Consider the following 24,857-nt stretch of genomic DNA (forward strand, 5'->3'; position numbering starts at 1 on the left):
CTTTAAGGGGCACTTATTACGTTTTGAACGCGCGCGTAGCTTTGCGTATACTACTTTTTATCGTGTACAGCAGGCGACTGATGAAGCGTACAGTCACTGCAATACCCATACATAACCGACCTCATCAGATCAACTACAAACTTATGCTCGTTATGAACATGTGAGGCAAAATTAACAAGGGCATCACAATCAAAGGGAATAACCTTACCGCAGCATATGCAAACAAGTTGACCGTATTCTTGGCCTTTACCTGCCAGACGATACCTCGACTCTTCTCCCCCTGGGGCTGCAACCTTGGCAACAATACCATCTTTTACAAATGCTTCCAGTGTTCTATACACGGTTGTTCTACCAGGCGACTCGTTTTGTTGTGCAAGACGTGCGTAAATTTCGTCCACGCTTAAATAATGGTCTTGGTTATTAGCCAAAAACTCGCCTATGATTTTCTTTTGTTTCGTGTTATAAGAACGTCGCTCTACCACAACACCCAAGCTCCCCTCGTACATGCACGATACTTGTCGATACGCACTAAGGCTTTAACCGTGCTTACCTTTTGATTATATCATGGTAAGCGTAACACTTAAGTTAGACTACATTAACTCACAAATATGCTTTGCGAACATAATTGGATCCTCAATGGTAAGACCTTCAACCAACAACGCCTGATCCAAAAGTACGTTTGCATATAATGTAAGTTTGTCTTTATCTTCTGAAGCACACGCATCAACAAGTTTTTTGAACACAGGATGCTTAGGGTTAATCTCCAAAATACGCTGTGCACGTGGCGCATGTGCTGCATCGGGGCTTTGCTCAAGCACGCGCTCCATCTCAAGAGATACATTGCCTTCTGCAGAAATACGTGCAGGAAAATCTCCTAATTCAGCAGAAACTCTTACATCATTAACTTTAGATTCAAGTGCGTCTTTAAGCGCCTCAAAGACATCTTTATGCTCTTCTTGAGTCTTTTGAGCCTTTTCTTTTTCTTCCTTAGTGGCAAAGTCAAGACCTGCAGCCGAGACATTTGTAAACGCCAGTTCACGCGTAGCCTGTTCAGACGCCTCGCCATCTTGTACAGCAGCGGCTGCCTCATAGTTGCGCCATACTTGGAACATGAACTCGTCTACGTCCTGCGTGCATAACAAAACATCAAAACCATGAGAAAGCGCCGCAGTTACCATAGGCAGCTGTGCTATACGTTCACGCGAAGAGCCAGCAGCATAATAAATCTTGTCTTGATCCTTTGACATGTGTTCTGCATATTCGGCAAGCGTAATAAGTTTTTTATCGCGTGCAGACCAAAAAAGTAACAGCTGCGATAAATCTTGCGCTTTTGCACCATAGCTACTATAAATACCAAATTTAAGCCCGCGACCAAAGTGCTCAAAGAATTTTTCGTAATCTGAGCGTTTATCGTTGAGCATGCGCAACAATTCGCCGTGTACTTTTTTCTCAATTCTGCGCGCAATAGCATGTAATTGAGCATTCTTTTGAAGCGTTTCGCGCGAGATGTTAAGGCTAATGTCGCACGAATCAACTACGCCGCGCACAAAGTTGTAATAATCGGGCAAGAGCTCGGCGCATTTATCTTGAATAAGAACATTAGACGAATAAAGTGCAAGGCCTTTTTCGTAATCTTTGCTATATAAGTCAAAGGGAGCTTGTGATGGAATGAACAACAGGGCATCGTAGGAAAGAGAGCCCTCGGCGTGGAAGCTCAACACAGAAAGCGGGTCATTCCAATCGTGAAACGTTGACTTATAGAACTCGTTGTAGTCCTTTTCTTCCACATCACTTGCATGCTTTTTCCAAATAGGTGTCATAGAATTAATGGTTTCAAGCTCTTGGTACTGTTCGTACTGTGGCTTGTAATCATCGCCTGCGTCTTTAGGACGCGGCAATTCGCGACTTTTTGTGACCATCATTTTAATAGGATGGTGAATGTAGTTAGAATATTCGCGAATAAGCTCTTGCAAAGTCCACTCGCTTAAGAAATGGTCAGTATTGTCTTCTTCGGTATTATCTTTAAGATACAAAATAACATCTGAACCATGATCCGAAGGCGCAGGGCGGCTAGAACTTTTTTTAATTTCGTAGCCGTCAATGCCATTAGATTCCCACTCGTAGGCGCACGTCTCGCTCATGGAACGGCTGATGACGCACACACGTTTTGCAACCATAAATGCCGAATAAAACCCAACACCAAATTGCCCGATAATATCAACTGATTTCTGCGCAGAACTTTTTGTTGTATCATCTGCTGCATTATCTGCGGTATCATCAGATTTTTGCGCTTCGCTTGTAGATGAGTTTTGTTGCTGCTTAAATTGTTCAGAACCAGAATGAGCAATGGTTCCAAGATTGGTGTCTAGTTCTTCGCGCGTCATACCAATACCGTTATCGTGAATGGTAATAGTGCGTGCGTCCTTATCAAAATCAATGGTAATAGCTGCATTTGTAGAATCAACTTTAATGGAAGGATCGGTAAGTGAGGCAAATGCTAATTTATCAAGAGCGTCAGAGGCATTAGAAATAAGCTCGCGCAAAAAGATGTCTTTATTGGTGTAAATGGAATTGATCATCAAATCAAGAAGTTTTTTACTTTCGGTTTTAAACTTTATCATACGGTATTATCTCCTATCTACATATATGTTATAAGCTTGAAACATGTTTGGTGCGCTGGTTACTTAGTTACATACGGTATTTGACGATACGTAATGCCGCAGCGATCTAAAATACTACGCGAAATTTTTGCGCCTTCGGTATCTTTATAGGTATCCTCGGCATAAATCACCTCTCCAATACCTGCTTGTACCAGCATTTTTGCACATTCCTGACAAGGGAAAAGCGTAACATATGCCGTTGCACCCTGCATGTCTTTAAGAGAGCCTCGATAATTAAGCAGCGCATTTGCCTCGGCATGGATAACAAAATTATGCTTATCGCGAAGCGGATCTACTGATGATTCCCACGGAAATTCATCGTCGTTAATTCCTGTTGGCGTTCCGTTATACCCAACCGATAAAATGCGGTCATTGCTGTCGGCAATACATGCTCCAACCTGCGTATGAGGGTCTTTACTGCGCATAGCAGCTGCAGCAGCAACGCGCATAAAAAACTCATCCCATGTGATAACATTTTTACGTTTACCGGGCATATCAGCCTCCTCAAGCATTATCATCACGTAAGGCTTATCTTAATTTATAGACAAATTAAGATAGCGTATGCGTACAAAATATATACTATACAGACTTAGATATTCTATCATGCAAATTATATATATCTCAATAAATAATCACAATAGCGTGCACAAGCGCTGTGTGAAAGCGGCTATTACGCAGGCATCATATGCCTCTACGTATGATTCAGGCGATTAAGAACAACCCAGGTACACCATGCGGTTGCCTATTTACGAGAGTCAAGCACATCAAAGCGATTGATACGCATTAAAATTTGCTCAATATCCAAAATTGACCAAATATGAAATACATAATGCGTGTCCTCGTGATGCCTATTGACATCAATGCTGCGCGATACATCATGAGACACCGCCGACTCAGTAGTAGCGATCTTGTATTGCTCGTGATTGGCGTTCTTATTTTGTTTACGGATGAGCGTCTCGTCTTGTTCGTATGTGCGTTTCTTAGGATCTTGTAGGGATTTACTTGCGGATACATAACCCGAATGGTTTTGAGACGGGCAAAAAGCAACACGGATACTTTGTTGCGTGGCAAAGAAATATACAGGCGTCCATTTCATAGCCGTAATTTTTTCGTACGCAACTATAAAGGATTTGCCAAAAAATGGTGTAATACACATTTGTGTATCATAGGTTGCAATGCAGTAACGGCTTAACAGTATCCAAATAGCTGCGCAAGTAAGCGAAAATGCAGAAAAAAATACCGTCACTGTTATCGAATCAAACGCAATATTACCAGTTACACACAAACAACCAAGGACAATTCCCATGAGCGAGCTACAAATGGATGCATATGCAACAACTTGCAACAATGCAGGTGAAACCGAATAGGTGTCATGGTGTGCGTGATGGCGCTCGGCAAGATCGTTTGAACGCTCCCACATGCGCCATACAACAAAAAGAGGAACGCACACAAGTATTACAAACATAACTTCAAATACCATTTCGCCGTCACCTCTCCTGCTACTTTAAACACCATATCTAAACACAGCGTGCCTAATCTTTAAGTACGTACTACGCGCACTTAACGTTAAGGCGCGGTAAAAGCAAAGCTTATGTACAGATATTTGTATCAGCACAAAATCAGCTTAACCGAAGATGCACATGGCGCTATACAACAGTTACGTATATGGACGTGTATTGCCTGCAGATGGTTTCCTAGCCACAACAAAGCAAACGCTCTTTTGATCGGAAACGAAATAAGCGCATAAGAAAAAGCATATATACGTGTATAAGCGAATTACATTAAAGAGGCAAACCACGCAATAAGCGGAACAAAAATAATGGGCAAAAATGCGGCAGGCAGCATGTTTGCAACCTTAAACTTTCCAACTTTCATAAGGTTAAAGCCCACAACAATTAAAAGAAGCGAACCAGATGCAACAACATTATTAATGACCTCAGGACTTAAATATGGGCTCACAATATGAGCCAGAACGCTTAAGCATCCTTCATAAATGAACACGCTCAACGCACAAAACGGTACGCCTTTGCCCATAGAGGCACCAAACGCAAAACAGGAAATCATATCAATAAAGCCCTTTGCCAAGAGCGTTGAATGGTCGAGTTGCATGCCGCTTTGCAGCGAGCCAATAATAGCCATAGCGCCCGTACAGGTAAACACGCTTGCACAAATAAAGCCCGAAGAAAAAGAAGCGTGAGCACATGAGTCGTCTTCACTACTAGTTGCGTTTGTTTGTGCTTTACCAGAAAATTTTTGCGCAACACACGCGAGTGAGTCCTGGATAATATTGGCAAAATGTGTAATTTTTGAATCTATATTGAGCGCAAATCCAATTAAAAAACCAAAGCCCATAGAAAGCGTTATAACGCAAATATCGCTGTGATACCCAATCATTCCTTGTATGCCCAGCAAAATACAAACAAGACCTTGGCCAATCAGCAAGAACTCCCCCAAATCACGTGATACATGACGGCGAAAAATAAGCCCTAAAATGCCTCCTGCACATGCAAGAATTGCATCAACAAGCGCTCCTGTAAGTATCATGTATCAACGCTCCTTTCTTATGATGCCTTTGTGCCGCAACACCTCAAGGCCAATAAAAAACACGCATGAACTAATCAGTACGTGTTTGTTTGCATATGTTAGCGTTTAACCTCGCATTATGAGGCGTCATCCACAATATCTTGATATTCGGGATGCTTTGCAAACCATGATTTTGCATAACTACACGAAAGCTTTGCACGATTGCCCGAATCCTTAATATATGCCGCTGCGCGACCCATAAGCCTGCCTGCAAAGCCAAGGCCACGATCATTAGGGCTTACATATGTTTCTACAATATCAATTACACCATCTTGTGGATCGCTCATGCGTACGCGACCTTTAACGTCGCCGGTATCACCCAAAAAAAGAACTTCATTTGGAGTAGTTTGAAAAACCATGGTCAACTCCTTCTTCCGCGTTTTTAGTTCATCGTTATCTATTGTTAAGTATGAACGCAAATTACCTAGAAATAAAAATTACACGATAAATAAACGAAAAAAGTGAGGGACACTCATGTTTTTGCGGCTTTTCTCGATCTGTTATACAAATAGTTGTATATTAATACCAGCTATGCTGTGTATTTGAGAATTATGAGCTGAACGCATAAGGCATTCAAGTTGTTTGTTTTATACCGTTTTGATATATTGTTACACTTCAAAGACACATGCCAAATCGTCAAAACTTTTTTTACAAAAATAGTTATTCTAATATACAAACAGAAGGGAGAACGCATGAGTGATTTTATATTGAGCTGCTGCTCAACAGTTGACTTAACAAAAGAGTATCTTGCTAAGCGTTCAATTAACTGCATTTATTTTAATTACGAGCTTGATGGTGTTGCATTCAAAGATGATTTTGGTGCTTCTAATTCTAGTCATGAAATTTTTGAACGCATGCTCAAAGGTGCCGATGCAAAAACTTCGTGCGTTTCTACCGGAGCATACATCCAATCATGGACTCCTTTTTTAGAAGAAGGCAAAGACATTGTCCATGTATGCCTTTCTTCTGCAATTTCGGGAACCTACAACGCCGCATGTACCGCACAAGAAGAGCTCCAGCAACGTTTTCCTGCACGCCGCATTGAAGTTATTGATTCGCTCAACGCATCTGCTGGATTTGGACTCTTAGTAGATAAACTTGCCGACTTACGCGATGAAGGCATGGATGCAAAGGAAGTTTCCGCGTGGGCACAAAAGAATCGACTTAACATACAATCTTGGTTTTTTACCTCGGATTTGCGCTTTTTCATAAAAGGTGGACGCGTATCAAAAACAGCTGGCGCTATCGGCGGCTTGCTTAAGATTTGCCCTATTCTTGCTATTTCTCAAACAGGCGCGCTTGAAGTTGTGGAAAAGGTACGCACAAAAAATCGCGCTATAAAACGCCTGGTAGACATAATGAAAGCCACTATTCCTAACCCTCAAGAAATCAGCGGCAAAGTGTTTTTAAGCAATTCTGATTGTGAGACAGACGCGCTTGAACTTACGTCACAGATACAAAACGCTTTTCCATCACTTGAGCCTAGCTCTATTCAAAATTATGAAATTGGAGCTACTATCGGTTGTCATACCGGACCTGGAACTGTTGCCGTATTTTACTGGGGAAAAGAAAGAGAAGTCTCCTCGAAACAATAAGCAGGTGCATAGTTCTCTAGGCGCCACCTTAATTCTCTATGCACCACTTAAGGCTTTCTTTTGCTTTACTGTGGCAAATGATAAAACTGCTCGTACAAATCAAGTTGGTGTGCGTCATGAGAACTTGTTGCAAACGTCACACATCCACGCTCAATTTGATCGTTCAGCAGATCTCTATCCTGCAAAACGTCGCGTACATGATGGGCAACTCCTGCGGCGCCATCAAAGCACACGGGATTTCCCAAGATTGATACAATGTGATCTTTTACAAAAGGATAATGCGTACATCCCAAAACCACCGCATCAACAGCGCCGATATAGGGAGCCAGCATAGTTTGCAAATCGTTATCTAAATCGGGTGCATCAAGATTTCCCTGCTCAATTCTATGCGCCAAACCGTCGCATGCCAAAGCAGAAATCTTTACGTTAGCACTGTTACATGCACACATACGATCACGAAGTTGATGGAATTTTTCCATGCGCAGCGTCACAGGCGTTGCCAACACCAAAATATGTTTATAGGCATGTGCATCACAGGCCTGTTTAAGAGCAGGTTCTATACCAATCAACGGAAGTTGAGGATAAATTGTACGTAGTTTATGCGCAGCAGCGGCAGTTGCCGTATTGCATGCAATTACTACGGCCTTTGCTCCTTTGGAAACCATGTTGTCTACAATGGTTTTTGAAAGATCAAAAATATCATCAGCGCTGCGCGACCCATAAGGATTATGAGCAGTATCTCCAAAATAAAAGAAATCCTCGTGGGGAAGCTGGCTCACCAGTTTCTTTAAAACACTGATTCCACCTAATCCCGAATCAAAAACGCCTATAAAACCCTGACGATTGCTCATACTTTCACCTTAAATCCCTTACGCACGGCGCGCGTATATAAATTATTGCACAAGTACAAAGCGCTATAAGTTGCAATTAAAGAGTATACACGCTTATTATGGTTGTCTTCTCGAGTATTGCGGTTGTCATCTCGTATAAATAAAGATTGACCGCCTTAAAGAGCACGGGCGCGCAACAGCTCATTGTCGCTAGTTTTCGCGATAAAATTGTAGCGCCCAACCAGCGCAGGTGCATTATACTGTACGCAATAGGCTATTCGTTTTGAAAGCAGGATTTATGTCTCGTGGTTCTTATAAAGCAAAGCAACTTATTATCATGCGCAAAGATCTTCATATGCGAAAAGGAAAAATCGCAGCTCAAGCTAGTCATGCAAGCGTAGAAGCCGTGCTTATGGCTTTGGCTCATAATGGACGGCAATCAGATATAACATTGAATGACGAATGCACGTATGCTTATCTTGCACCGCAAACGCAAGAAACCTATTCAGATGATATAACCCCTCTTGATGCATGGTTTGAAGCAGGCGTCGCAAAAATTTGCGTATACGTTTCTTCGGAAGAGGAGTTATTGGACATTGTTGACAAAGGAAGACAAAGCGGCTTTTTGGTAGCTTTAATTAAGGATGCTGGACTTACCGAGTTTCACGGTGAAGCAACCTATACCTGCTGCGCGTTTGAGCCGCTTTTTCCCGAACAAATTGATCCTATAACTGCCGATTTACCACTCTACTAATCCACGCGCTACAATCGCGCGTAAGCAGCGCAAAACGGCTAAAATTCGGCGTTACCAACCGTACGTGGATGAGGCAAAACATCGCGAATGTTATCAACACCAGTTAAGTACATTACAAGACGCTCAAAACCTAAACCAAAGCCGGCGTGATGGCACGAGCCATACTTGCGCAAATCGCAATAGTAAGCATACTGCTTAGGATCCATGCCTAGGTCTTTAATGCGTTGCTCCAAACGATCAAGGCGCTCCTCACGCTGAGATCCGCCGATAATTTCGCCAATACCAGGAACCAAACAATCTGCAGCAGCAACGGTTTTATCGTCGTCATTCATGCGCATATAAAATGCCTTAATTTCTGCAGGATAGTCGGTAACAAATGTTGGCTTTTTAAAATGCTCTTCGGTAAGATAGCGTTCGTGCTCGGTTTGCAAGTCAACACCCCACGAAACAGGATAGGTAAAATCATGACCTTGAGCTTGAGCTTTTTGCAAAATAGAAATAGCATCCGTGTAACTTACGCGCGCAAAGTCTGAGTGTGCAACATGCTCTAAGCGAGCCTGCAAACCCTTGTCTACAAACTTGTTAAACAGCTCCATTTCATACGGGCAAGCGTCCATAACATAGGAAATCACATATTTAAGCATAGCCTCGGCGCAATCCATATACCCTTTAAGATCACAAAACGCCATCTCGGGCTCTACCATCCAAAATTCCGCAGCATGGCGGCGCGTATTAGAGTTTTCTGCTCTAAATGTTGGACCAAACGTGTACACATCGCCAAAACTCATAGCAAAGTTCTCGGCCTCAAGCTGACCCGACACCGTTAAGCTGGTAGGCGCACCAAAGAAATCTTGACTGTAATCAACCGCACCATCTTTCATAGGAACATGAGCTAAATCAAATGTAGTGACTTTGAACATCTCGCCTGCGCCCTCGGCATCAGACGAGGTAATAATAGGCGTATGAACATAAACAAAGCCGCGTTCTTGGAAAAACTTATGAATTGCAAAAGCTGCGGTAGAGCGAACACGAAATACCGCACGGAATAGATTAGTACGAGCACGCAAATGCTGCTGAGTACGCAAAAACTCACGAGAAGCGCGCTTCTTTTGCATGGGATAATCGGGATCGGAGGTGCCTTCAACCATAATGGTTTTTGCTTGAAGCTCAAAAGGCTGAGGACGCGAGGGCGTAAGCTCAAGCGTTCCTGTTACAATAAGCGCCGCACCCATGTTCTGAGCAGCTATTTCGGCATAATTTTGAAGCGTTTCGCGCTGCATAACAACTTGAAGATCTCTAAAGCAGCTTCCATCATTTATGGTAACAAAACCAAAATTCTTCATATCACGAACAGAGCGCAGCCATCCGGCAACAACTATTTCGGTCTTATCAAACGAATCCATATCATCATAAATGGCTGCAATTTTGGTTCTATCCATATATGTATCTCCTCGTGGTACAGCGCGCCTACGTTGGTTTTATCGCTTACAATACATGTAATTTTATATCAAAACGATGTTTAATTTTCCCAAAGTAAAAAATCTTTATCTTTACCATGGTTTTTCAAAAAGCCTCCCGCTGCGGCGAAAGGCTTTTGCATGCTTGCGTATATTTGGATACACTACACACCTTCTATTGTTACATGGTAAGGTGCTTGTTTGAAAAAACTTTACGCTTTATAAGGTTCAAGAGCTTGCAGAACAAAATCGTTTGCTTTCTCGCACAACTCATCGGTAGGAGCTTCAGCCAAAACACGAATAAGCGGCTCCGTTCCACTTGCACGCACCAACACACGGCCATTACCCTCTAAAAATTCCTGCGCTTTATGAATAGCTGCCGTTACGTCCTTTGCTTCCATAACTGCCTTCTTATCAGCAACATGAACGTTGATAAGCTGCTGTGGATAACGAACAACAGGACGTGCAAGTTCGGAGAGTTTTTCGCGCTCGGCATTGAGAACTTCCATTACGCGCAAGCTGGTCATAATTCCATCGCCCGTTTTCTCAAGATCAGAGAAAATCACATGACCCGACTGCTCACCGCCTAGCGAGAAACCGCCATCCATCATAGCAGCCCATACGTTTTTATCGCCAACGTCAGTTTTTACATAAGAAATACCTGCATCATCAAAAGCTTTAAACAGGCCAAAATTACTCATAACGGTAGGAACAATGGTGTTTTTGGCCAAACGACCGTGCTTAGCCAAATATGTACCGCAAATATATAGAATAAGGTCTCCATCTATAACGTGACCTCGTTCATCTACAGCCAGGCATCTATCGGCATCACCATCGTAGGCAAAACCTACATCAAGATGATTACGCAGCACAAGATCCTGCAGGCGCTCAATATGAGTAGACCCACAATCAACGTTAATATTAAAACCACTTGGTGCGTTGTTGATAACATGCGTTTCTGCACCCATAGCGTCGAACACAGGGCGCGCAACACTTGACGCTGCACCATTGGCACAGTCCAAACCAACGCGCCAACCCTGCATTGAGAATCCACACGATGCAATAAGATGCGCAATATAGCGATTTCTTCCTTGCATATAATCTACGGTGCAGCCAATTTTGTCACCTGTCGCCAGCGGAACATCACCTGCACCGTCAATATAGGCCTCAACCTGCAATAAGACGTCTTCATCCATCTTATAGCCCTCGGAATTTACCAGCTTAATGCCGTTATCATCAAAGGGATTATGTGATGCTGTAATCATAATTCCACAGTCAAAGCCACCGTCAAGCACCTCATAAGAAAGCCCTGGCGTTGGAATAACGTGCAACATATAGGTGTCTGCACCCGAGGCAACAAGACCCGAGACAAGCGCACTTTCAAACATGTAGCTTGAGCGTCGTGTATCTTTTCCTAACAAAACACGGGCCTTTTTGCCCTCGCGCAAGCCGTAATACCAGCCAATAAATCTACCTATTTTAAAAGCATGATCAACACGTAAGCCTTCGTTGGCTTTACCTCTAAAGCCATCTGTTCCAAAGTACTTCATCCGTAGTACCCCTTCTATATTGCAGTACAAAAATCTAACGTTATGTCTACATAAGCGGCTCATACATAAAAACTTATACAGACACAAAAGTTGATATTTATTATAAACCGATTGACGCATTATTGCGAAAAGCGCACACATCACAGATGTTTTATTACGCGCACCGCCGACACAGATAACCGTTACAAAAAAAGAACTTGCCTGCATACCAGACAAGTTCTTGTAATACACATATGTGTATAAAATTAACGCTTTGAGAATTGTGGGCGTTTACGAGCCTTCTTTAGACCGTATTTCTTACGCTCAACAGCACGTGAATCACGAGTAAGCAAACCTGCTTTTTTAAGATCTGCACGATACTCGCCTGCTTCAAGAAGTGCACGAGCAATACCCAAACGAAGCGCACCAGACTGACCATTAATGCCGCCGCCATCGCACAGAGCAACAACATCAAAGCGATTAACAGTATCGGTTACGCGAAATGGTGCAAGAGCATTATCAAGTAATTGGTGACGACCAAAGTACAAGCCAGCATCGCGACCATTTACCAAGATTTTACCAGTTCCAGGAATTAAACGAACACGGGCAGTAGCCTCTTTACGGCGGCCAGTGCCGGTGTATACAGCGCTTGTATCAGCCATGTGCTATGCCTCCAAATCAATCTTTTGTGGGTTCTGTGCAGTATGAGGGTGCTCGGCACCTGCATACACCTTAAGCTTGGTAGCTTGTTTGCGTCCAAGGGTACCCTTTGGAAGCATGCCTTTAACAGCGTGCTCAATAACGCGCTCAGGATGTTTTTCCATAGCCTCGGCAAAAGGCTCAAACTTAATGCCGCCAAGGAATCCAGAGTGGCGCCAGTAAGTTTTCTCTGCCGCTTTGTTGCCAGTCAGACGAACTTTAGCAGCGTTAATAATTACAACAAAATCTCCAGTATCAGCATTAGGTGTGTACTGAGGTTTGTTTTTGCCACGAAGAATCATCGCAGCTTTGGTCGCAAGGCGACCAAGTGTTGCGCCGTCTGCGTCGATGAGCACCCATTTGCGCTCTACTTCGCCTGCTTTGGCGTAATGAGTCGATTTAGTCACTTGACTCCTCCAGTTATTACGATAAACCGCTTATCCTTTTGAGATTACGGGGCTCAGTGGTAAGCCTTAAAAGTATACGTCATTTTTGAGATTCCATGTTTTTGCAATTCTCATTTATCTTGGCAGTTCAAATTTTAAACACAAAAAGCTCACGTAACTGCGGTGCCCACATATGCGCGCGGCGCTTATTCCTTACAAGCGCCAATCAATCGGCGCTACTCCTTGAGAAACCAAAAAAGCATTGGCTTTTGAAAACGGCCTTGACCCCATAAAAGCTGGGCATGCGGCAGTGCCTTTGTACGCAGAAAGCGGACTTGGGTGCGTAGACCTTAACACACATACGTGTTGAGGTTGTATTGCGCGCATGGCATCTTGTGTAATGCGATAGGCAAAGCTTCCCCAACACATAATTACTTTGGGTTGCTCAAAACGCAATGCAACGCGCAAAATTTCCTGAGTTACCACGTCCCAGCCCAATTTTTGGTGACTATTTGCTTTATGCGCTTCAACGCTAAGCGTAGCGTTAAGAAGAAGCACGCCTGCCTGTGCCCATGGTGTTAAATCCCCTGTTGTTGGAATAGCTATTCCTAAATCATCGTGCATTTCAGTAAATATGTTGCGAAGCGAAGGGGGAATTTTGGTTGGCGCGTCTACTGAAAATGCAAGCCCATTAGCTTGATGCGGCTCATGGTAGGGATCTTGTCCAATGATAATTGCCTTCACCTTATCGGGAGGAGTGAGCTTAAGAGCGTTATATATCTTGTCGCGCGGTGGATACACCGTTTTGTGCTCTTGTTCGACAAGCGTTGTTATAAGGTTATTCATTGCATGCACTTGTTCGCGTGATTCACGAGACATATAAGGAAACCACTTTTTTGAATTCTGCAAAGGTTCAGTTGGTACATTTTCAAACTGTACGGCCATGTTGCGCTCACTCTATAAAAATTGTATATGTATCTATAACTTTCAGACATATTTTATATGTGTTCAAATCATACCAATTTTTTAGGCTTGGTACAAAGCCTGCTTTTTTATTAACGCGCCTCTTATACATAAGGTCTTTATACGCCAATTACTGTTGAGAGTGCCTGTCGATATTCTTGAATACAAGTTGGGCATTTTTGTAGATTTTTGCATATTGCGCATGAATTTTAGAATAATAATTGCTGTACAAGTGATGCATGAAAAAATAGAAATTTTCAGCATACTTTATACAATATAGGTTTATATAGACTTTATTTTGCCTAGAGTATACTATACTTGTAATATAACTGGTCATACATGAGTAATGCCATGCGCAGTTAGTTATACCTTATTTTGTTATTGCACCTGTGTTTTGTTATACGAACATTTTGTTAGTTGAAAACACTTTATCATGCTGCGGAGAGGCTGCCACATGAAGATACCCAAGTATTCCTTAGTAAAAGACGCTTTAAAGGCCGAAATCACTACTGGTAATTTTTCTGTCGGTCAAAAGTTCTACACCGAAGCAGAACTTATACACAGGTTTGGCGTTTCCTCCATTACTGTTGTGCGCGCTCTCAACGATTTAGTGCGCGAAGGCTATCTCGTGCGTCATCAAGGAAGGGGAACCTTTATTTCACAAGCACCACAACGTAAAAGCGAAAAACTTGTTCATATTATCCGTCAACCATTGGCAAACGAGGTTCCAACCGTTTTAAGCGTTCAAAGGAGTTCTGATCAGCAGATTCTTTCCGAACTTGATTTAGGCGACAACAATTATTGCATTGTTATTGCAAGGACGCACTCACTTAAGAGCCTTGTATTTGAATATCAAGAAAGCTATTTGGTAAAAGAATTAATCGATGAGCATGGCGATAAGGACAATTACGCGCAACTTTATGACCATATACGAGCAGATAAGAAAATTTGTTTACGTGACGAGCCTTATGAGCAAAGTACGTGCATTGAGGCCCCTGCCGAAAAACACGTCGCAGATATTTTAGGATTACGCGAAGGCGAATTATGCGTTAAGCAAATAAGAAAAACATGCTCTTCTATCACCGGAAAACCTCTTGAGTATTCCTTAAACTTTATACGCTGTGATTTCTTCAAAGTTTCTATCACCAACCGATAGTACAAACTTAGGCATCGCGCCGCGCCAGATTTTAATGTTTTACAAGCAAGAATTAGTTGCAAGACCTGTCACATTTCTGTCACATGAGAATTTTTTGGTGTATCGGTCACAACCTGTCACACCAGTTAAACACGCTTTTTTACACTTTTTCACACTTGGCGCGATTAACAAAAAACAGTCCATACATGCGTCTGCGTTTGTGCAGGTAAACAGGTATGAACTGTATGGTTTTTAATGGTGGAGGTGCGGAGAATCGAACTCCGGTCCAACGCAAATTCCTGGCAGGTGTCTCCAAGCTCAGTTGTCAATTACATTTAAAACATGCGCCACTTAACAACAGGCGATGTATGTTCGATTCTGTTCAATCTTAAACATAAGCATACAGTCCACGTCTTATGTTGCATCTTCCTAAAATGACGACGCCCTAAGAACGGAAGCAATTCTTAGTTTGTCGGCTGCTTGTATAAATTAAGCAGCAAGAGCAAGCTTGCGCTCACTCTTGAAAGGAATAACATTGTCAATTAAATTTGACAGTACCCCTGATTAACGTGGCGAGGAGACCACGGCTTGCTGCCCACCTCAAACTTACCCTGTCGAATCCAGTCACCCCCAAAATGCATGCACAGCACATAATTTAGAGCAATCAAAAAAATATGTGTGCCGAGGCGTTGTGAGATCTCAAAGCAAGATACGCGCCATTCATGCACGTAACATATCCACCAACTATCAAAGAACGCCATCTGTAAAGATATATAGTAAGTATAGCTAAAAATGAGCATGACACAAACTGCAAAGAAAAATATCATTTAAGCACAGGTAGATAAACTAAATACTATACCGTCTATAAGCAAGAGCTCATAAAACAGTGTTTCCAAGCGTTTGCAATAAAGCATAGACACACGAGGTTTATACCAAAGTTTATACAAAACGCTCACGCGTGCGCGCTTTTAACACTCTTTGAATCTCACGATCAGAATCGCGCTTTGCAGCGGCGGCGCGCTTATCGTACATTTTCTTTCCTCTACCTACCGCAACTTTAACTTTTACGCGATTGCGTTCGTTAAAATAAATTTCAAGTGGAACTAACGACACGCCTTTTGTCTGAACACGGCGCGCAATCGACATAATTTGTTTTTTATGCATCAGAAGGCGACGTCTTCTATCAGGGTCAATATTCCAAACGCCCCCGTGAGAGTATGGATGAATATGCAAACCCACTAAATATAATTCGTTATTTCTTACGATGCAAAAACAGTCGGTCAACTGACAGCCCCGCTCGCGCAAGCTTTTTACTTCAACACCGGTAAGCTCAATACCTGCTTCTTCGGCATTGTCTAAATCATAATCATGATAAGCGCTACGATTTTTAGCAATAAGATGAAAAGTTGCCTGCTTGCGCATACTCTTATGTGGCTGCTGCTGAACTATCTGCTTCATGCATACATCCTTAATTCTGCTCAGATTTGGCGTTTTGGCGAAGTTCATTAAGAAGTTTATACACCATATCTTCGCCTACCAAATGAACTGCTCTAAGCGTTAGATTAGTAGCCTCATGGTCATCACCATGCTTGCGCTGAATATCAGCCGCCGTAAGCAGACATAACACAATATCAGCATTGGCTCCGTCGGGAAGTTGATTTTGCTCCAAAAGCTCGTGCGCTTGGGCGTCGCTAAGCCGGTCTGCGTCTAAATCGGTATCGGCAACCTCGTGAATAAGCGCGCATACTCTACCATCGTGCGAATCAAGCCTTTTAATCACATGCGTAAGCGCAGCAGCTACATCTGTATCGCCTTTATCACGATACAAGGCAACAAAATTGCAAAATGCGCGTGCAAGATGATCAACATAACTTGCACGCTCCAAAACAGAATAGCTAAGAGCTAGGTACTCATCGTGATTGCCCAAAAGACGATACACGTCTGCTAAATTAAGACGCGCAGCGCAATCCAAAGGATTCCAGCGAACGGCCTGCTTAAGCGCCTCACGTGCCAACTCCTTATTATCTTTATGAGCATACGCCAGCGCTAAATCGGCATACATACGCGAGAAGGGTTCAGCCACATCATGGATGGTACGTGGGTCATTTTCAAGACGCGCATACGCCAAATGTTCAAACATGTCATTAAAGGAAAACCACTGATCATGAGCAGACGCTTCACAATTTGCTGCAATATAGCTTTCCGCATCATCAGCAAGACTATGCAAGAGCTCAAGCGCTTGATCGTCTTCCCCTTGGCACAAAAGGCTTTCGGCAACCAATAATTCATCTGCCAAATTGGATTGGTTTATATCGATAAATGACACAGACTCACTCCCGTATACGCCTACACCTTAAGATAGCGTCTCATTGCAATAATAGAACCAAACATACCAATTAAAAGACCTATAAGAATTAAAGCACCATATGTTGCAAGCAGCACTTCCAAAGAAAGCTCAAAGGTTAAAAATTGCAGGCTCGATTGTAGCGTTGGGATTACAAACGCTAATCCAGTTTGCAAAACCGCAATGCTTAACAGTGCACCAATAAATGCCTCAAGCATACCTTCTAACATAAAGGGTCCACGAATAAACCCATTGGACGCACCAACAAGACGCATAATAGCAATTTCACGACGACGAGCAGAAATTGCCAGGCGAATGGTGTTGTTAATAAAGATAAATGCAATAAAGGCAAGCATCACAATAAGCGCAATAGTTCCAACACGCAAGTAATTGGTTACGCTAAAGAGACGCTCCACTGTTTCGCGGCCATACTGCACAGAAGACGATGGTTTATCGGCATCATCAGCAACCTTTTTAAAGGTAGCGTCATCTACAAGCTTTGTCGCAACGTTTTCAACGCTTTGCGGATCATTCAAATTAATGACCAACGAAGCTGGAACTGGATTTTCTCCATCCAAAGCAGCTACTGCGTCAGCAGCATTTCTATTGCTCATGGTTTGCTTGTACTCAGCCAAAGCTTCTTCTTTGCTTTTGTACGTTACAGTTTTTACACTATCCCAGCCTTCAATTTTCTTTTTAAGCGCATTAACATCGCTTTGATCTGCATTGTCAGACAAAAATGCCTGTATGGTTACTTGATTTTCAACCGTACCAACCATATTTGCTACAAAGGCAGAGGCAATGGTAAACAAACCAATGACAAACAGTGATAAAAATATGGTGATTATAGCGCCAAGGACGGTAGACCAGTTACGCCTAAAGTGTCTTCCTACCTCGCGAAATGAATAGCCTAAATTAGAGAGCACCATAAAAACCGTAGCCTCCCTTCTCTTGATCGCGAACAACCTGACCTGCTTCAAGCGCAATTACACGCTTGCGCATAGAATCAACCATCTCGCGGTCATGCGTTGCCATAACAACAGTGGTACCTGCATGATTAATGCGGTCAAGTAGTTTCATAATACCCAGCGAAATGGCCGGATCAAGATTACCCGTAGGCTCGTCACACACCAAAAGTGGCGGTCTATTTACCATAGCACGCGCAACAGACACACGCTGCTGCTCACCACCAGAAAGCTGATCGGGATAGTGAGACATTTTTTCGCCCAAACCAACAAGGCGCAAAACCTCGGGTACTTGTGCGCGAATAACAGACTTTGGCTTTCCGATGCATTCAAGCGCGAATGCGACGTTTTCGTAAACTGTTTTATCTGGTAAAAGCTTAAAGTCTTGATATACCGTACCAATTTGACGACGTAAATAGGGAACTTTCCAGTTGCGCATAACAGTTAAATCATGGCCTGCAACAATAACTTTGCCCTTAGTTGCACGCAACTCACGCGTTAAAAGCTTTAAAAACGTTGACTTTCCCGAACCTGAATGTCCAACCACAAATGCAAACTCTCCCGGATAAATATCAAGAGTTACATGGCTTAATGCCGGCTTATCTTTTTGTGCGGGATAAACTAAGCTTACATCTCTTAAAGCAATTGTTGGTTTTCCCGTTTTTGCAACCGCAGGCGCAGAAGGTTGAGAAAGAGGCGCAAAAACCTGCGTAAACCCGTTTTGCGGATTATCGGCTGGATTATGTGCTTGAGCACTGCTATCTAAACCCTGTTGTGCACTTGGATAAGGTGTCTGCATCTCCTGAGCTGTCTGCACTTCAAGTGTCTTATGCTGCGTTTGTTCTTCTTGCGAAACGGACAGTGGTTCGCTTTGATGAAGCTGTTCATGCGCAGTATCACTCATTACGTCACGATTTTGATCTTGAGTAACTTGCACATCAGCTTCGCCGCTTTGTTCACTGCCACGAAAGTGGTTTGCCACAGAAGCTCCTTAATCTAGTAAATTTATAGATACCTGTGCTTATTCTAACAAAAATCTGCAAGATATTCCAACAGTGCACTTCAGTTGTCCGAACAAAAAGCGCGCAAGATCGGGACAAAATCTTGCGCGCCACGAGGAACTTTAATGGAGAGGCGTCTAAATACACACAACATGCACACGCCACGATACCTAGATCTTTGTTTGCTTATACGAAGGAGTTTTACGCATTCTTAACTTTCTCCCAATCGCGCGCAAAGCTGGCAAGACCTTGATCGGTCAAAGGATGATGGACGCACTTCTTAAGCGCTGCAAACGGAATCGTAGCAATATCAGCACCTAAAAGCGCTGCTTGTGCAACGTGATACGGCGTACGAACTGAAGCGGTAATAATTTCGGGGCCGCCCTCTTCTTCCCAGTAACCGTATGAATAATTTTTAACTGCATCAACAACATTAGCAAGCTGGTCAATTCCATCTTCTGCAATGTCATCAAAACGACCAACAAACGGAGAAATATAACGTGCGCCTGCACGAGCTGCAAGAAGTGCTTGCGTGACGCTAAAAATAAGAGTCATGTTTACACGAATACCGCATGCTGCAAGTTCATGAGTTGCAGGCAAAGAAGCCTCGCAAATGGGCAACTTAACGCAGATATTAGGAGCAAGTGCGCTTAAACGTTTACCGTCGGCAATCATTTCCTCGGTGGTAGATGCACACGACTCAGCCGAAACTGGGACATCTTTTCCTACGATCTCACAGATCTTTTTCATGTGGTCTTCAAAGTCAGATAGTTTTCCTCCAGTTTTTGCATACAAACTTGGATTAGTGGTAACGCCAGACAACACACCCCACTGAGCAGCTTCGCGAATTTCGTCTAAATTAGCGGTATCAATAAAGAATTTCATACGTTGCTCCTTCTGTCAGCTTGTGCAATCTTTATGCACCTATAAGGTATTGTACAAAAGTTGCGCAGTGTAAACACGTAACTTGTGCGCGTTTTCGCTCGATGGTATCTTTATTAGGTTAAACGTTTTATCATTTGCAAAAAATAAATGTGTGTACACAAAACCAACAAACGATTGCAACAAGTTATACAAATAGTACGTGTTCTTTTAAGGCATATAAGCGGCTTAAGGAATATAAACAATTCAAAGCATATAAGCAACTAAATAGTCAAACGCACGCGTAAACCGTGTCCACTGTTAGTAGCTTTACGAAGACGAAATTTGACCAAAACCTTCGCCAAAAGCTTCATGCACCTCTGACACAATCACAATAGCCTCAGTATCGATTTCTGCCACAATTTGTTTAAGCCGCAAACTTTCTGCACGTGACAGCACGCACATAAGCATGGGCTTATTATTGCCGCTCCAAACGCCGCGTGCTTGCAGCTCGGTGCAGCCTCTACCCAAGGTGTATAAAATCTCATTGGCAATCTGAGCATGTCGATCAGAAATAATATATGCCACGCGCGAAGTATTAGGGCCGTCTACCACGGCATCGATAACCTTACCCGTAATATACATTGCGATTGTTGCGTAGAGCGCATTTCGTACAGAAAACACTGGCACCGACGCCAATACAATAGCACCATCGACAATAATGGTAAGCGTACCAAGCGCAATACCAGTGTGTTTTGCCAACAACTGACAAATTATGTCCGTGCCGCCCGTATTGCCGCCCGATCTAAACACAATGCCGATTCCCACACCTACTATTACACCGCCCCAGATCGAAGCAAGTAATAGCTCGCCAGCGGCAAGATGCGGAACAAGCGGCGCAAAGAGGTCGGTAAAAAAACCAGATACTAAGATACCAAAAATACTTCGAGCAACATATGTCCAGTCGTGAGTAGTAACGACCACGAACGTCAACAATGCCACGTTCATCAAAATTGTTTGTAAACCAACAGGAGCAAGAATTCCAAACTCTGCGGCAACCGCAGCAAAAATGGTTGCAAGACCCGTTAAACCGCCCGCAGCCAAACCGTTTGGAATTTCAAAAATATCAACACCTACGGCATAAATAGCAGAGCCCAAAATAACCAAAAAACTCTCTGTTAACACACGGCGCCACGAAATATCAGAAAGCATGTTATCCCCTCCGCTCACTTGCCCATCTATGATAGGCAATAATAAATTGATCCAAATCCCCCTCTTGCAAAACTGCATCCACATTTCCCGTTTCAACTTGGGTACGTGTGTCTTTTACCAGTTGAAAAGGATATAAAATATAATTTCTAATCTGGTTTCCCCAGGAGATATCGTGTTTAGGACCGCGCAAATCATCAAGCTCTTCCTCGCGGCGTTGCTTTTCGAGTTCATACAGCTTACTACGTAGAATTTGCATAGCAGCAGCTTTGTTTTGCAGCTGGCTACGCTCATTTTGGCACGTTACCACAATTCCAGTGGGAAGATGGGTAATCCTCACCGCAGAATCTGTGGTATTAACGCCTTGGCCACCAGGACCAGACGCATGGTATACATCAATTCTTATATCTTGGGTGTCAATCTGTACTTCAATAGTCTGAGGAAGCACAGGCAAAACTTCAACACCTGCAAAGGTCGTTTGTCGACGTTTTTTTGCATCGGTAGGAGAAATGCGCACAAGACGATGAACGCCTTGCTCGGCGCGCAACATACCATAGGCGTTCTTACCCGTTACGGTAAACGTTGCGCGATCAATGCCGATAACCTCACCTACTGGTGCGTCGTTAATATCAACGCTCCATGATTTACGCTCGCAATAGTGCAGGTACATCTTAAAGAGCATGTCGCACCAATCCTGCGCCTCAAGACCGCCTTGACCTGGTGTAATTGTAACGATAGCCGCACCCGTATCAAATTCATCATTAAACCAAGTATTAAGCTCTAAATTATCAAGCACATCGGTAAGCTTGTTTGCAAGCCGTCTTGCTTCAATAAGCATTTCATCGTCTTGGGAAGACGTGTCTGCAAGCTCAAAAGCCGCCTGCACGTCAAGTAAGAGCTTATGAGCACTGTCATACTGATTAAGCTTTTCTTTAAGCGCGCCAAGCTGCGCCATAACTTCAGTGGCATGCGTCGAATCACTCCAAAACGTAGCTTCACCAGCTTGCGTTTCAAGTTCATCTACCTCAGCACGAATTTCATCTATGTGTAGATACGCACCCACTTTTTTGCAGCGCAATCCAAGCTCATGCAGATCAGATGTGGTAAAGCTTTCAACACAGGAATCATTCATTACCTGTTCCTGCCGTGACAATTTTTAAACTTAAGACCACTGCCACAAGGGCACTCATCATTACGACCAGCTTGCGCATAAGGATCCCGTTCATCTTTTTGATAGGGAGCAGGCTTTTCGTTTGCGTGAGGATTTTCTAAATCCCTAAAATGTTTAGGGCCATGATCGCCATCAACATCAGAAGGACCCGAATACTGCGCGCGCTCCAAATTTGAGGATTCGCGAGGTGCAGGTGAGGCCATAAGCTCAATATGCAAAATAGTGCGTAAAAAGTCCTCGTACATGGTGTTAACCAATTCGGTAAACGCCGCAAACGCTTCTGTCTTATATTCAACAAGCGGATCTCTTTGTCCAAAGCCGCGCAAACCAATTCCGGTTTTCAAGTAGTCCATTTCCTGCAGATATGCCATCCACCGCGTATCGATAACGCGAAGCATAACCTGAGCAGACAGCTCTTTCATAATGTCATCCGACAAGCGCTCCGATTTTTCACGATAACAATCCTCAACAAAATCGTAAACAAAATCAACCAGCTCATCATACGATCCTGAATCTGGTAAATCGGGTACATTATCGTTACCAGTAAGATCGCTCATCCACTTTTTAAGACCCTCTAAATCCCAATCGTCGGGATCAAGCTCTTGTGAGCAAAAATGGGTGGTAAAGCGCTCCACAGTATCTTGCGTAACTTCATGGATATGAGAAACCAAATCTTTGCCGTCTAAAATCTTATTGCGCTCTTCGTAAATAACCTGACGCTGAGTATTCATAACGTCGTCGTAGTCAAGAACATTTTTACGCATAGCAAAGTTAATTTCCTCAACTTTGCGCTGGGCGCCTTCTACTGCCTTGGTAACCAATTTTGCTTTAATGGGCATATCATCAGGCATTTGATATTTTTCCATAAGTGCAGCAATACGATCCATGCGATCCCCACCAAAAAGACGCATGAGGTCATCATCGAGCGAAAGATAAAATTGTGTTACACCAGGGTCGCCTTGACGGCCAGAACGTCCGCGGAGCTGATTGTCAATACGCCTGCTTTCATGACGCTCTGTTCCGATAACGCATAATCCACCTGCAGCTAAAACTTCCTTCTTTTCCCTATCACAGATTTCTTTAGCACGAGTTTTGAATTCATTAAATATTGCTGCATCGACCTCATCAGGATTCATCCCCTGTTCGCGCATAAATTCACGTGCAAGTTCATCAGGGTTTCCGCCCAAAAGAATATCGGTACCACGTCCAGCCATGTTGGTTGCAATAGTAACAGCACCCTCACGACCAGCTTGCGCAACAATTTGTGCTTCGCGCTCGTGAAATTTTGCGTTTAAAACTTCGTGCTTGATGCCGCGTTTATCCAAAATTCGAGAAAGTTTCTCAGAGCTTTCAATAGAAACAGTACCAACTAGGCAGGGTTGCCCTGTTAAATGGCGCCTAATCACATCTTGTGCGACGGCGTTAAACTTTGCGTCAACCGTTCTATACACCAGGTCATCAAGGTCACGACGCTGAACAGGACGATTAGGTGGAATAGCTTGCACTGGAAGATGGTAAATCTCTCTAAACTCAGCATCCTCGGTCATGGCAGTTCCTGTCATGCCTGACAACTTGTCATACAAGCGGAAATAATTTTGAAGAGTAATGGTTGCCAACGTTTGATTTTCTTCGCGAACGTACACGCCTTCTTTTGCTTCAATGGCCTGGTGAAGACCTTCTGAATAGCGGCGACCCTCCATAATACGTCCGGTAAATTCATCGACAATTTTTACTTCGCCGTCCGCAACAACATATTGCTGGTCGCGATGGAACATATACTGAGCTTTGAGGGCCTGTTGCAAGTGATTAACAAGCTGTCCACTCATGTCGGCATAAATGTTATCTATGCCCAATCGTGTTTCAATTTTTTTCAAACCTAAGTCTGTAGCTGCAATAGTATGCTTTGCTTCGTCCATGTCAAAATCAACTTCGGGTTTAAGATCACGAACCGCACGCGCAAAATCCTTATACGTTGTAGCCGACTTAGTACCTGCACCCGAAATAATAAGTGGCGTACGTGCTTCATCGATTAAAATTGAGTCAACCTCATCGACGATTGCAAAATGATGGCCGCGTTGAACACGTTGCGAAGCTTGCGTAACCATATTGTCGCGCAAATAATCAAAACCAAATTCTGAATTAGTACCATAGGTTATATCGGCACTGTACGATGGCTTTTTGTCAGAAAGTTGCATGCCGTTTTGAAGCAATCCAACGCTCATTCCCATGAAACGATAAATTTGCCCCATTTGCTGACTGTCACGACGTGCAAGATAGTCATTAACCGTAACGATGTGCACACCCTTCTCGGGTATGGCATTAAGATATCCAGCTAATGTTGATACAAGAGTCTTACCTTCTCCTGTTTTCATTTCAGCAATGGTACCGTTGTGAAGCGCGATACCTCCAATAACCTGAACGTCAAAGTGACGCATGCCCAAAACACGACGCGAAGCCTCGCGCACAGCAGCAAATGCCTCGGGCAACAGCGCATCAAGCGTTTCCCCATTAGCAAACCGTTCTTTAAATTCCTGAGTTTTATGTTGGAGCTGTTCGTCGCTCAAACTCTGAGTAGCCTGTTCTTGGTCGTTTACTAACTGAGCAATTTGTTTAAATTCTTTTAATTGCTTATCAGCTCCTCGAGAAAGAAGGCGTGAAAATAAGTTCGGCATACTAATCCTTTTGTACTATCAAAGAGAAACAAACTCTTACGTT

The 24,857-nt window shown here is 43.3% G+C and carries 23 protein-coding genes and 1 other RNA gene; 3 read left to right on the top strand and 21 right to left on the bottom strand.

Annotated features, from left to right (window positions below):
* Positions 1-50 precede the first annotated feature (50 nt).
* The 6 genes from AC1DBT_RS05635 to AC1DBT_RS05660 form a co-directional block, all read right to left on the bottom strand.
* A complete protein-coding gene (locus AC1DBT_RS05635; protein WP_416447827.1) occupies positions 51-506 on the bottom strand; it encodes a Fur family transcriptional regulator in 456 nt (151 codons plus the stop codon).
* 84 nt (positions 507-590) lie between these two features.
* On the bottom strand, positions 591-2,621 hold the full coding sequence (htpG, locus tag AC1DBT_RS05640) for a molecular chaperone HtpG (RefSeq protein ID WP_480018959.1): 2,031 nt from the start codon (positions 2,619-2,621) through the stop codon (positions 591-593).
* Positions 2,622-2,680: 59 nt separating this feature from the next.
* On the bottom strand, positions 2,681-3,154 hold the full coding sequence (locus AC1DBT_RS05645; RefSeq protein ID WP_048597057.1) for a deoxycytidylate deaminase: 474 nt from the start codon (positions 3,152-3,154) through the stop codon (positions 2,681-2,683).
* Between the two features lie 248 nt (positions 3,155-3,402).
* Positions 3,403-4,140, bottom strand: coding sequence for a hypothetical protein (locus AC1DBT_RS05650; RefSeq protein WP_480018960.1), 738 nt, complete (start codon positions 4,138-4,140; stop codon positions 3,403-3,405).
* Between the two features lie 296 nt (positions 4,141-4,436).
* Entirely contained in the window at positions 4,437-5,204 is a 768-nt protein-coding gene (locus AC1DBT_RS05655) for a DUF554 domain-containing protein (protein ID WP_480018961.1), read from the bottom strand.
* Between the two features lie 116 nt (positions 5,205-5,320).
* The gene (locus AC1DBT_RS05660) at positions 5,321-5,602 is read right to left on the bottom strand and encodes a GNAT family N-acetyltransferase (RefSeq protein ID WP_006302151.1); all 282 of its coding nucleotides are present in this window, start codon (positions 5,600-5,602) and stop codon (positions 5,321-5,323) included.
* Positions 5,603-5,935: 333 nt separating this feature from the next.
* Between AC1DBT_RS05660 and AC1DBT_RS05665 the strand changes: the two genes are divergently transcribed.
* Positions 5,936-6,838 (top strand): DegV family protein, encoded by a 903-nt coding sequence (locus AC1DBT_RS05665; protein WP_480018962.1) that lies wholly within the window; start codon positions 5,936-5,938, stop codon positions 6,836-6,838.
* A gap of 65 nt (positions 6,839-6,903) precedes the next feature.
* On the opposite strand, the gene murI is transcribed toward AC1DBT_RS05665, so the two are convergent.
* On the bottom strand, positions 6,904-7,689 hold the full coding sequence (gene murI / locus AC1DBT_RS05670; protein ID WP_480018963.1) for a glutamate racemase: 786 nt from the start codon (positions 7,687-7,689) through the stop codon (positions 6,904-6,906).
* Between the two features lie 277 nt (positions 7,690-7,966).
* Between murI and AC1DBT_RS05675 the strand changes: the two genes are divergently transcribed.
* On the top strand, positions 7,967-8,422 hold the full coding sequence (locus tag AC1DBT_RS05675; RefSeq protein WP_480018964.1) for a peptidyl-tRNA hydrolase: 456 nt from the start codon (positions 7,967-7,969) through the stop codon (positions 8,420-8,422).
* 38 nt (positions 8,423-8,460) lie between these two features.
* Here the strand turns inward: AC1DBT_RS05675 and asnS are convergent, their stop codons facing one another.
* The 5 genes from asnS to AC1DBT_RS05700 all read right to left on the bottom strand — a co-directional run bounded on the left by asnS (position 8,461) and on the right by AC1DBT_RS05700 (position 13,438).
* A complete protein-coding gene (gene asnS / locus AC1DBT_RS05680; RefSeq protein ID WP_480018965.1) occupies positions 8,461-9,861 on the bottom strand; it encodes an asparagine--tRNA ligase in 1,401 nt (466 codons plus the stop codon).
* 230 nt (positions 9,862-10,091) lie between these two features.
* Positions 10,092-11,429, bottom strand: coding sequence for a phosphoglucosamine mutase (gene glmM / locus AC1DBT_RS05685; RefSeq protein ID WP_480018966.1), 1,338 nt, complete (start codon positions 11,427-11,429; stop codon positions 10,092-10,094).
* A gap of 245 nt (positions 11,430-11,674) precedes the next feature.
* Positions 11,675-12,070, bottom strand: coding sequence for a 30S ribosomal protein S9 (gene rpsI, locus AC1DBT_RS05690; RefSeq protein WP_006302157.1), 396 nt, complete (start codon positions 12,068-12,070; stop codon positions 11,675-11,677).
* Between the two features lie 3 nt (positions 12,071-12,073).
* The gene (gene rplM, locus AC1DBT_RS05695; RefSeq protein ID WP_480018967.1) at positions 12,074-12,514 is read right to left on the bottom strand and encodes a 50S ribosomal protein L13; all 441 of its coding nucleotides are present in this window, start codon (positions 12,512-12,514) and stop codon (positions 12,074-12,076) included.
* Between the two features lie 192 nt (positions 12,515-12,706).
* Positions 12,707-13,438, bottom strand: coding sequence for a uracil-DNA glycosylase (locus tag AC1DBT_RS05700; RefSeq protein ID WP_480018968.1), 732 nt, complete (start codon positions 13,436-13,438; stop codon positions 12,707-12,709).
* 472 nt (positions 13,439-13,910) lie between these two features.
* Here AC1DBT_RS05700 and AC1DBT_RS05705 point away from each other — a divergent pair, with 472 nt between their 5' ends.
* Positions 13,911-14,612 (top strand): GntR family transcriptional regulator, encoded by a 702-nt coding sequence (locus AC1DBT_RS05705; protein ID WP_480018969.1) that lies wholly within the window; start codon positions 13,911-13,913, stop codon positions 14,610-14,612.
* 235 nt (positions 14,613-14,847) lie between these two features.
* On the opposite strand, the gene ssrA is transcribed toward AC1DBT_RS05705, so the two are convergent.
* The 9 genes from ssrA to secA all read right to left on the bottom strand — a co-directional run bounded on the left by ssrA (position 14,848) and on the right by secA (position 24,814).
* Positions 14,848-15,223: a transfer-messenger RNA gene (gene ssrA / locus AC1DBT_RS05710) on the bottom strand.
* A 307-nt stretch (positions 15,224-15,530) separates the two neighbouring features.
* Positions 15,531-16,049, bottom strand: a complete 519-nt coding sequence (gene smpB / locus AC1DBT_RS05715; RefSeq protein ID WP_480018970.1) for an SsrA-binding protein SmpB — start codon at positions 16,047-16,049, stop codon at positions 15,531-15,533.
* Between the two features lie 10 nt (positions 16,050-16,059).
* A complete protein-coding gene (locus tag AC1DBT_RS05720) occupies positions 16,060-16,917 on the bottom strand; it encodes a hypothetical protein (protein ID WP_480018971.1) in 858 nt (285 codons plus the stop codon).
* 20 nt (positions 16,918-16,937) lie between these two features.
* The gene (gene ftsX / locus AC1DBT_RS05725) at positions 16,938-17,864 is read right to left on the bottom strand and encodes a permease-like cell division protein FtsX (protein WP_480018972.1); all 927 of its coding nucleotides are present in this window, start codon (positions 17,862-17,864) and stop codon (positions 16,938-16,940) included.
* On the bottom strand, positions 17,851-18,882 hold the full coding sequence (gene ftsE / locus AC1DBT_RS05730; protein ID WP_480018973.1) for a cell division ATP-binding protein FtsE: 1,032 nt from the start codon (positions 18,880-18,882) through the stop codon (positions 17,851-17,853). Before ftsE ends, ftsX begins: the two co-directional genes overlap by 14 nt.
* A 220-nt stretch (positions 18,883-19,102) precedes the next feature.
* Positions 19,103-19,786, bottom strand: a complete 684-nt coding sequence (locus AC1DBT_RS05735) for a transaldolase family protein (protein WP_480018974.1) — start codon at positions 19,784-19,786, stop codon at positions 19,103-19,105.
* Between the two features lie 306 nt (positions 19,787-20,092).
* Positions 20,093-20,974: a YitT family protein gene (locus AC1DBT_RS05740; protein WP_480018975.1), complete on the bottom strand. Its 882-nt coding sequence runs from the start codon at positions 20,972-20,974 to the stop codon at positions 20,093-20,095.
* 1 nt (position 20,975) lies between these two features.
* A complete protein-coding gene (gene prfB / locus AC1DBT_RS05745) occupies positions 20,976-22,103 on the bottom strand; it encodes a peptide chain release factor 2 (protein WP_480018976.1) in 1,128 nt (375 codons plus the stop codon).
* Positions 22,103-24,814: a preprotein translocase subunit SecA gene (gene secA, locus AC1DBT_RS05750; protein ID WP_480018977.1), complete on the bottom strand. Its 2,712-nt coding sequence runs from the start codon at positions 24,812-24,814 to the stop codon at positions 22,103-22,105. The genes prfB and secA overlap by 1 nt, the downstream gene beginning before the upstream one ends.
* Positions 24,815-24,857: the final 43 nt, after the last annotated feature.

It is taken from the genome of Fannyhessea sp. C0108B2 (genome assembly GCF_056583915.1).

What these genes read in the sequence shown, in the direction of transcription:
- AC1DBT_RS05655 (WP_480018961.1), bottom strand. Translation starts at nt 5,204, where the DNA reads ATGATACTTACAGGAGCGCTTGTTGATGCAATTCTTGCATGTGCAGGA.
- smpB (WP_480018970.1), bottom strand. Translation starts at nt 16,049, where the DNA reads ATGAAGCAGATAGTTCAGCAGCAGCCACATAAGAGTATGCGCAAGCAG.
- AC1DBT_RS05635 (WP_416447827.1), bottom strand. Translation starts at nt 506, where the DNA reads ATGTACGAGGGGAGCTTGGGTGTTGTGGTAGAGCGACGTTCTTATAAC.
- AC1DBT_RS05675 (WP_480018964.1), top strand. Translation starts at nt 7,967, where the DNA reads ATGTCTCGTGGTTCTTATAAAGCAAAGCAACTTATTATCATGCGCAAA.
- asnS (WP_480018965.1), bottom strand. Translation starts at nt 9,861, where the DNA reads ATGGATAGAACCAAAATTGCAGCCATTTATGATGATATGGATTCGTTT.
- murI (WP_480018963.1), bottom strand. Translation starts at nt 7,689, where the DNA reads ATGAGCAATCGTCAGGGTTTTATAGGCGTTTTTGATTCGGGATTAGGT.
- AC1DBT_RS05645 (WP_048597057.1), bottom strand. Translation starts at nt 3,154, where the DNA reads ATGCCCGGTAAACGTAAAAATGTTATCACATGGGATGAGTTTTTTATG.
- AC1DBT_RS05650 (WP_480018960.1), bottom strand. Translation starts at nt 4,140, where the DNA reads ATGGTATTTGAAGTTATGTTTGTAATACTTGTGTGCGTTCCTCTTTTT.
- htpG (WP_480018959.1), bottom strand. Translation starts at nt 2,621, where the DNA reads ATGATAAAGTTTAAAACCGAAAGTAAAAAACTTCTTGATTTGATGATC.
- secA (WP_480018977.1), bottom strand. Translation starts at nt 24,814, where the DNA reads ATGCCGAACTTATTTTCACGCCTTCTTTCTCGAGGAGCTGATAAGCAA.
- ftsX (WP_480018972.1), bottom strand. Translation starts at nt 17,864, where the DNA reads ATGGTGCTCTCTAATTTAGGCTATTCATTTCGCGAGGTAGGAAGACAC.
- AC1DBT_RS05735 (WP_480018974.1), bottom strand. Translation starts at nt 19,786, where the DNA reads ATGAAATTCTTTATTGATACCGCTAATTTAGACGAAATTCGCGAAGCT.
- prfB (WP_480018976.1), bottom strand. Translation starts at nt 22,103, where the DNA reads ATGAATGATTCCTGTGTTGAAAGCTTTACCACATCTGATCTGCATGAG.
- AC1DBT_RS05665 (WP_480018962.1), top strand. Translation starts at nt 5,936, where the DNA reads ATGAGTGATTTTATATTGAGCTGCTGCTCAACAGTTGACTTAACAAAA.
- AC1DBT_RS05660 (WP_006302151.1), bottom strand. Translation starts at nt 5,602, where the DNA reads ATGGTTTTTCAAACTACTCCAAATGAAGTTCTTTTTTTGGGTGATACC.
- AC1DBT_RS05705 (WP_480018969.1), top strand. Translation starts at nt 13,911, where the DNA reads ATGAAGATACCCAAGTATTCCTTAGTAAAAGACGCTTTAAAGGCCGAA.
- rpsI (WP_006302157.1), bottom strand. Translation starts at nt 12,070, where the DNA reads ATGGCTGATACAAGCGCTGTATACACCGGCACTGGCCGCCGTAAAGAG.
- AC1DBT_RS05740 (WP_480018975.1), bottom strand. Translation starts at nt 20,974, where the DNA reads ATGCTTTCTGATATTTCGTGGCGCCGTGTGTTAACAGAGAGTTTTTTG.
- AC1DBT_RS05700 (WP_480018968.1), bottom strand. Translation starts at nt 13,438, where the DNA reads ATGGCCGTACAGTTTGAAAATGTACCAACTGAACCTTTGCAGAATTCA.
- glmM (WP_480018966.1), bottom strand. Translation starts at nt 11,429, where the DNA reads ATGAAGTACTTTGGAACAGATGGCTTTAGAGGTAAAGCCAACGAAGGC.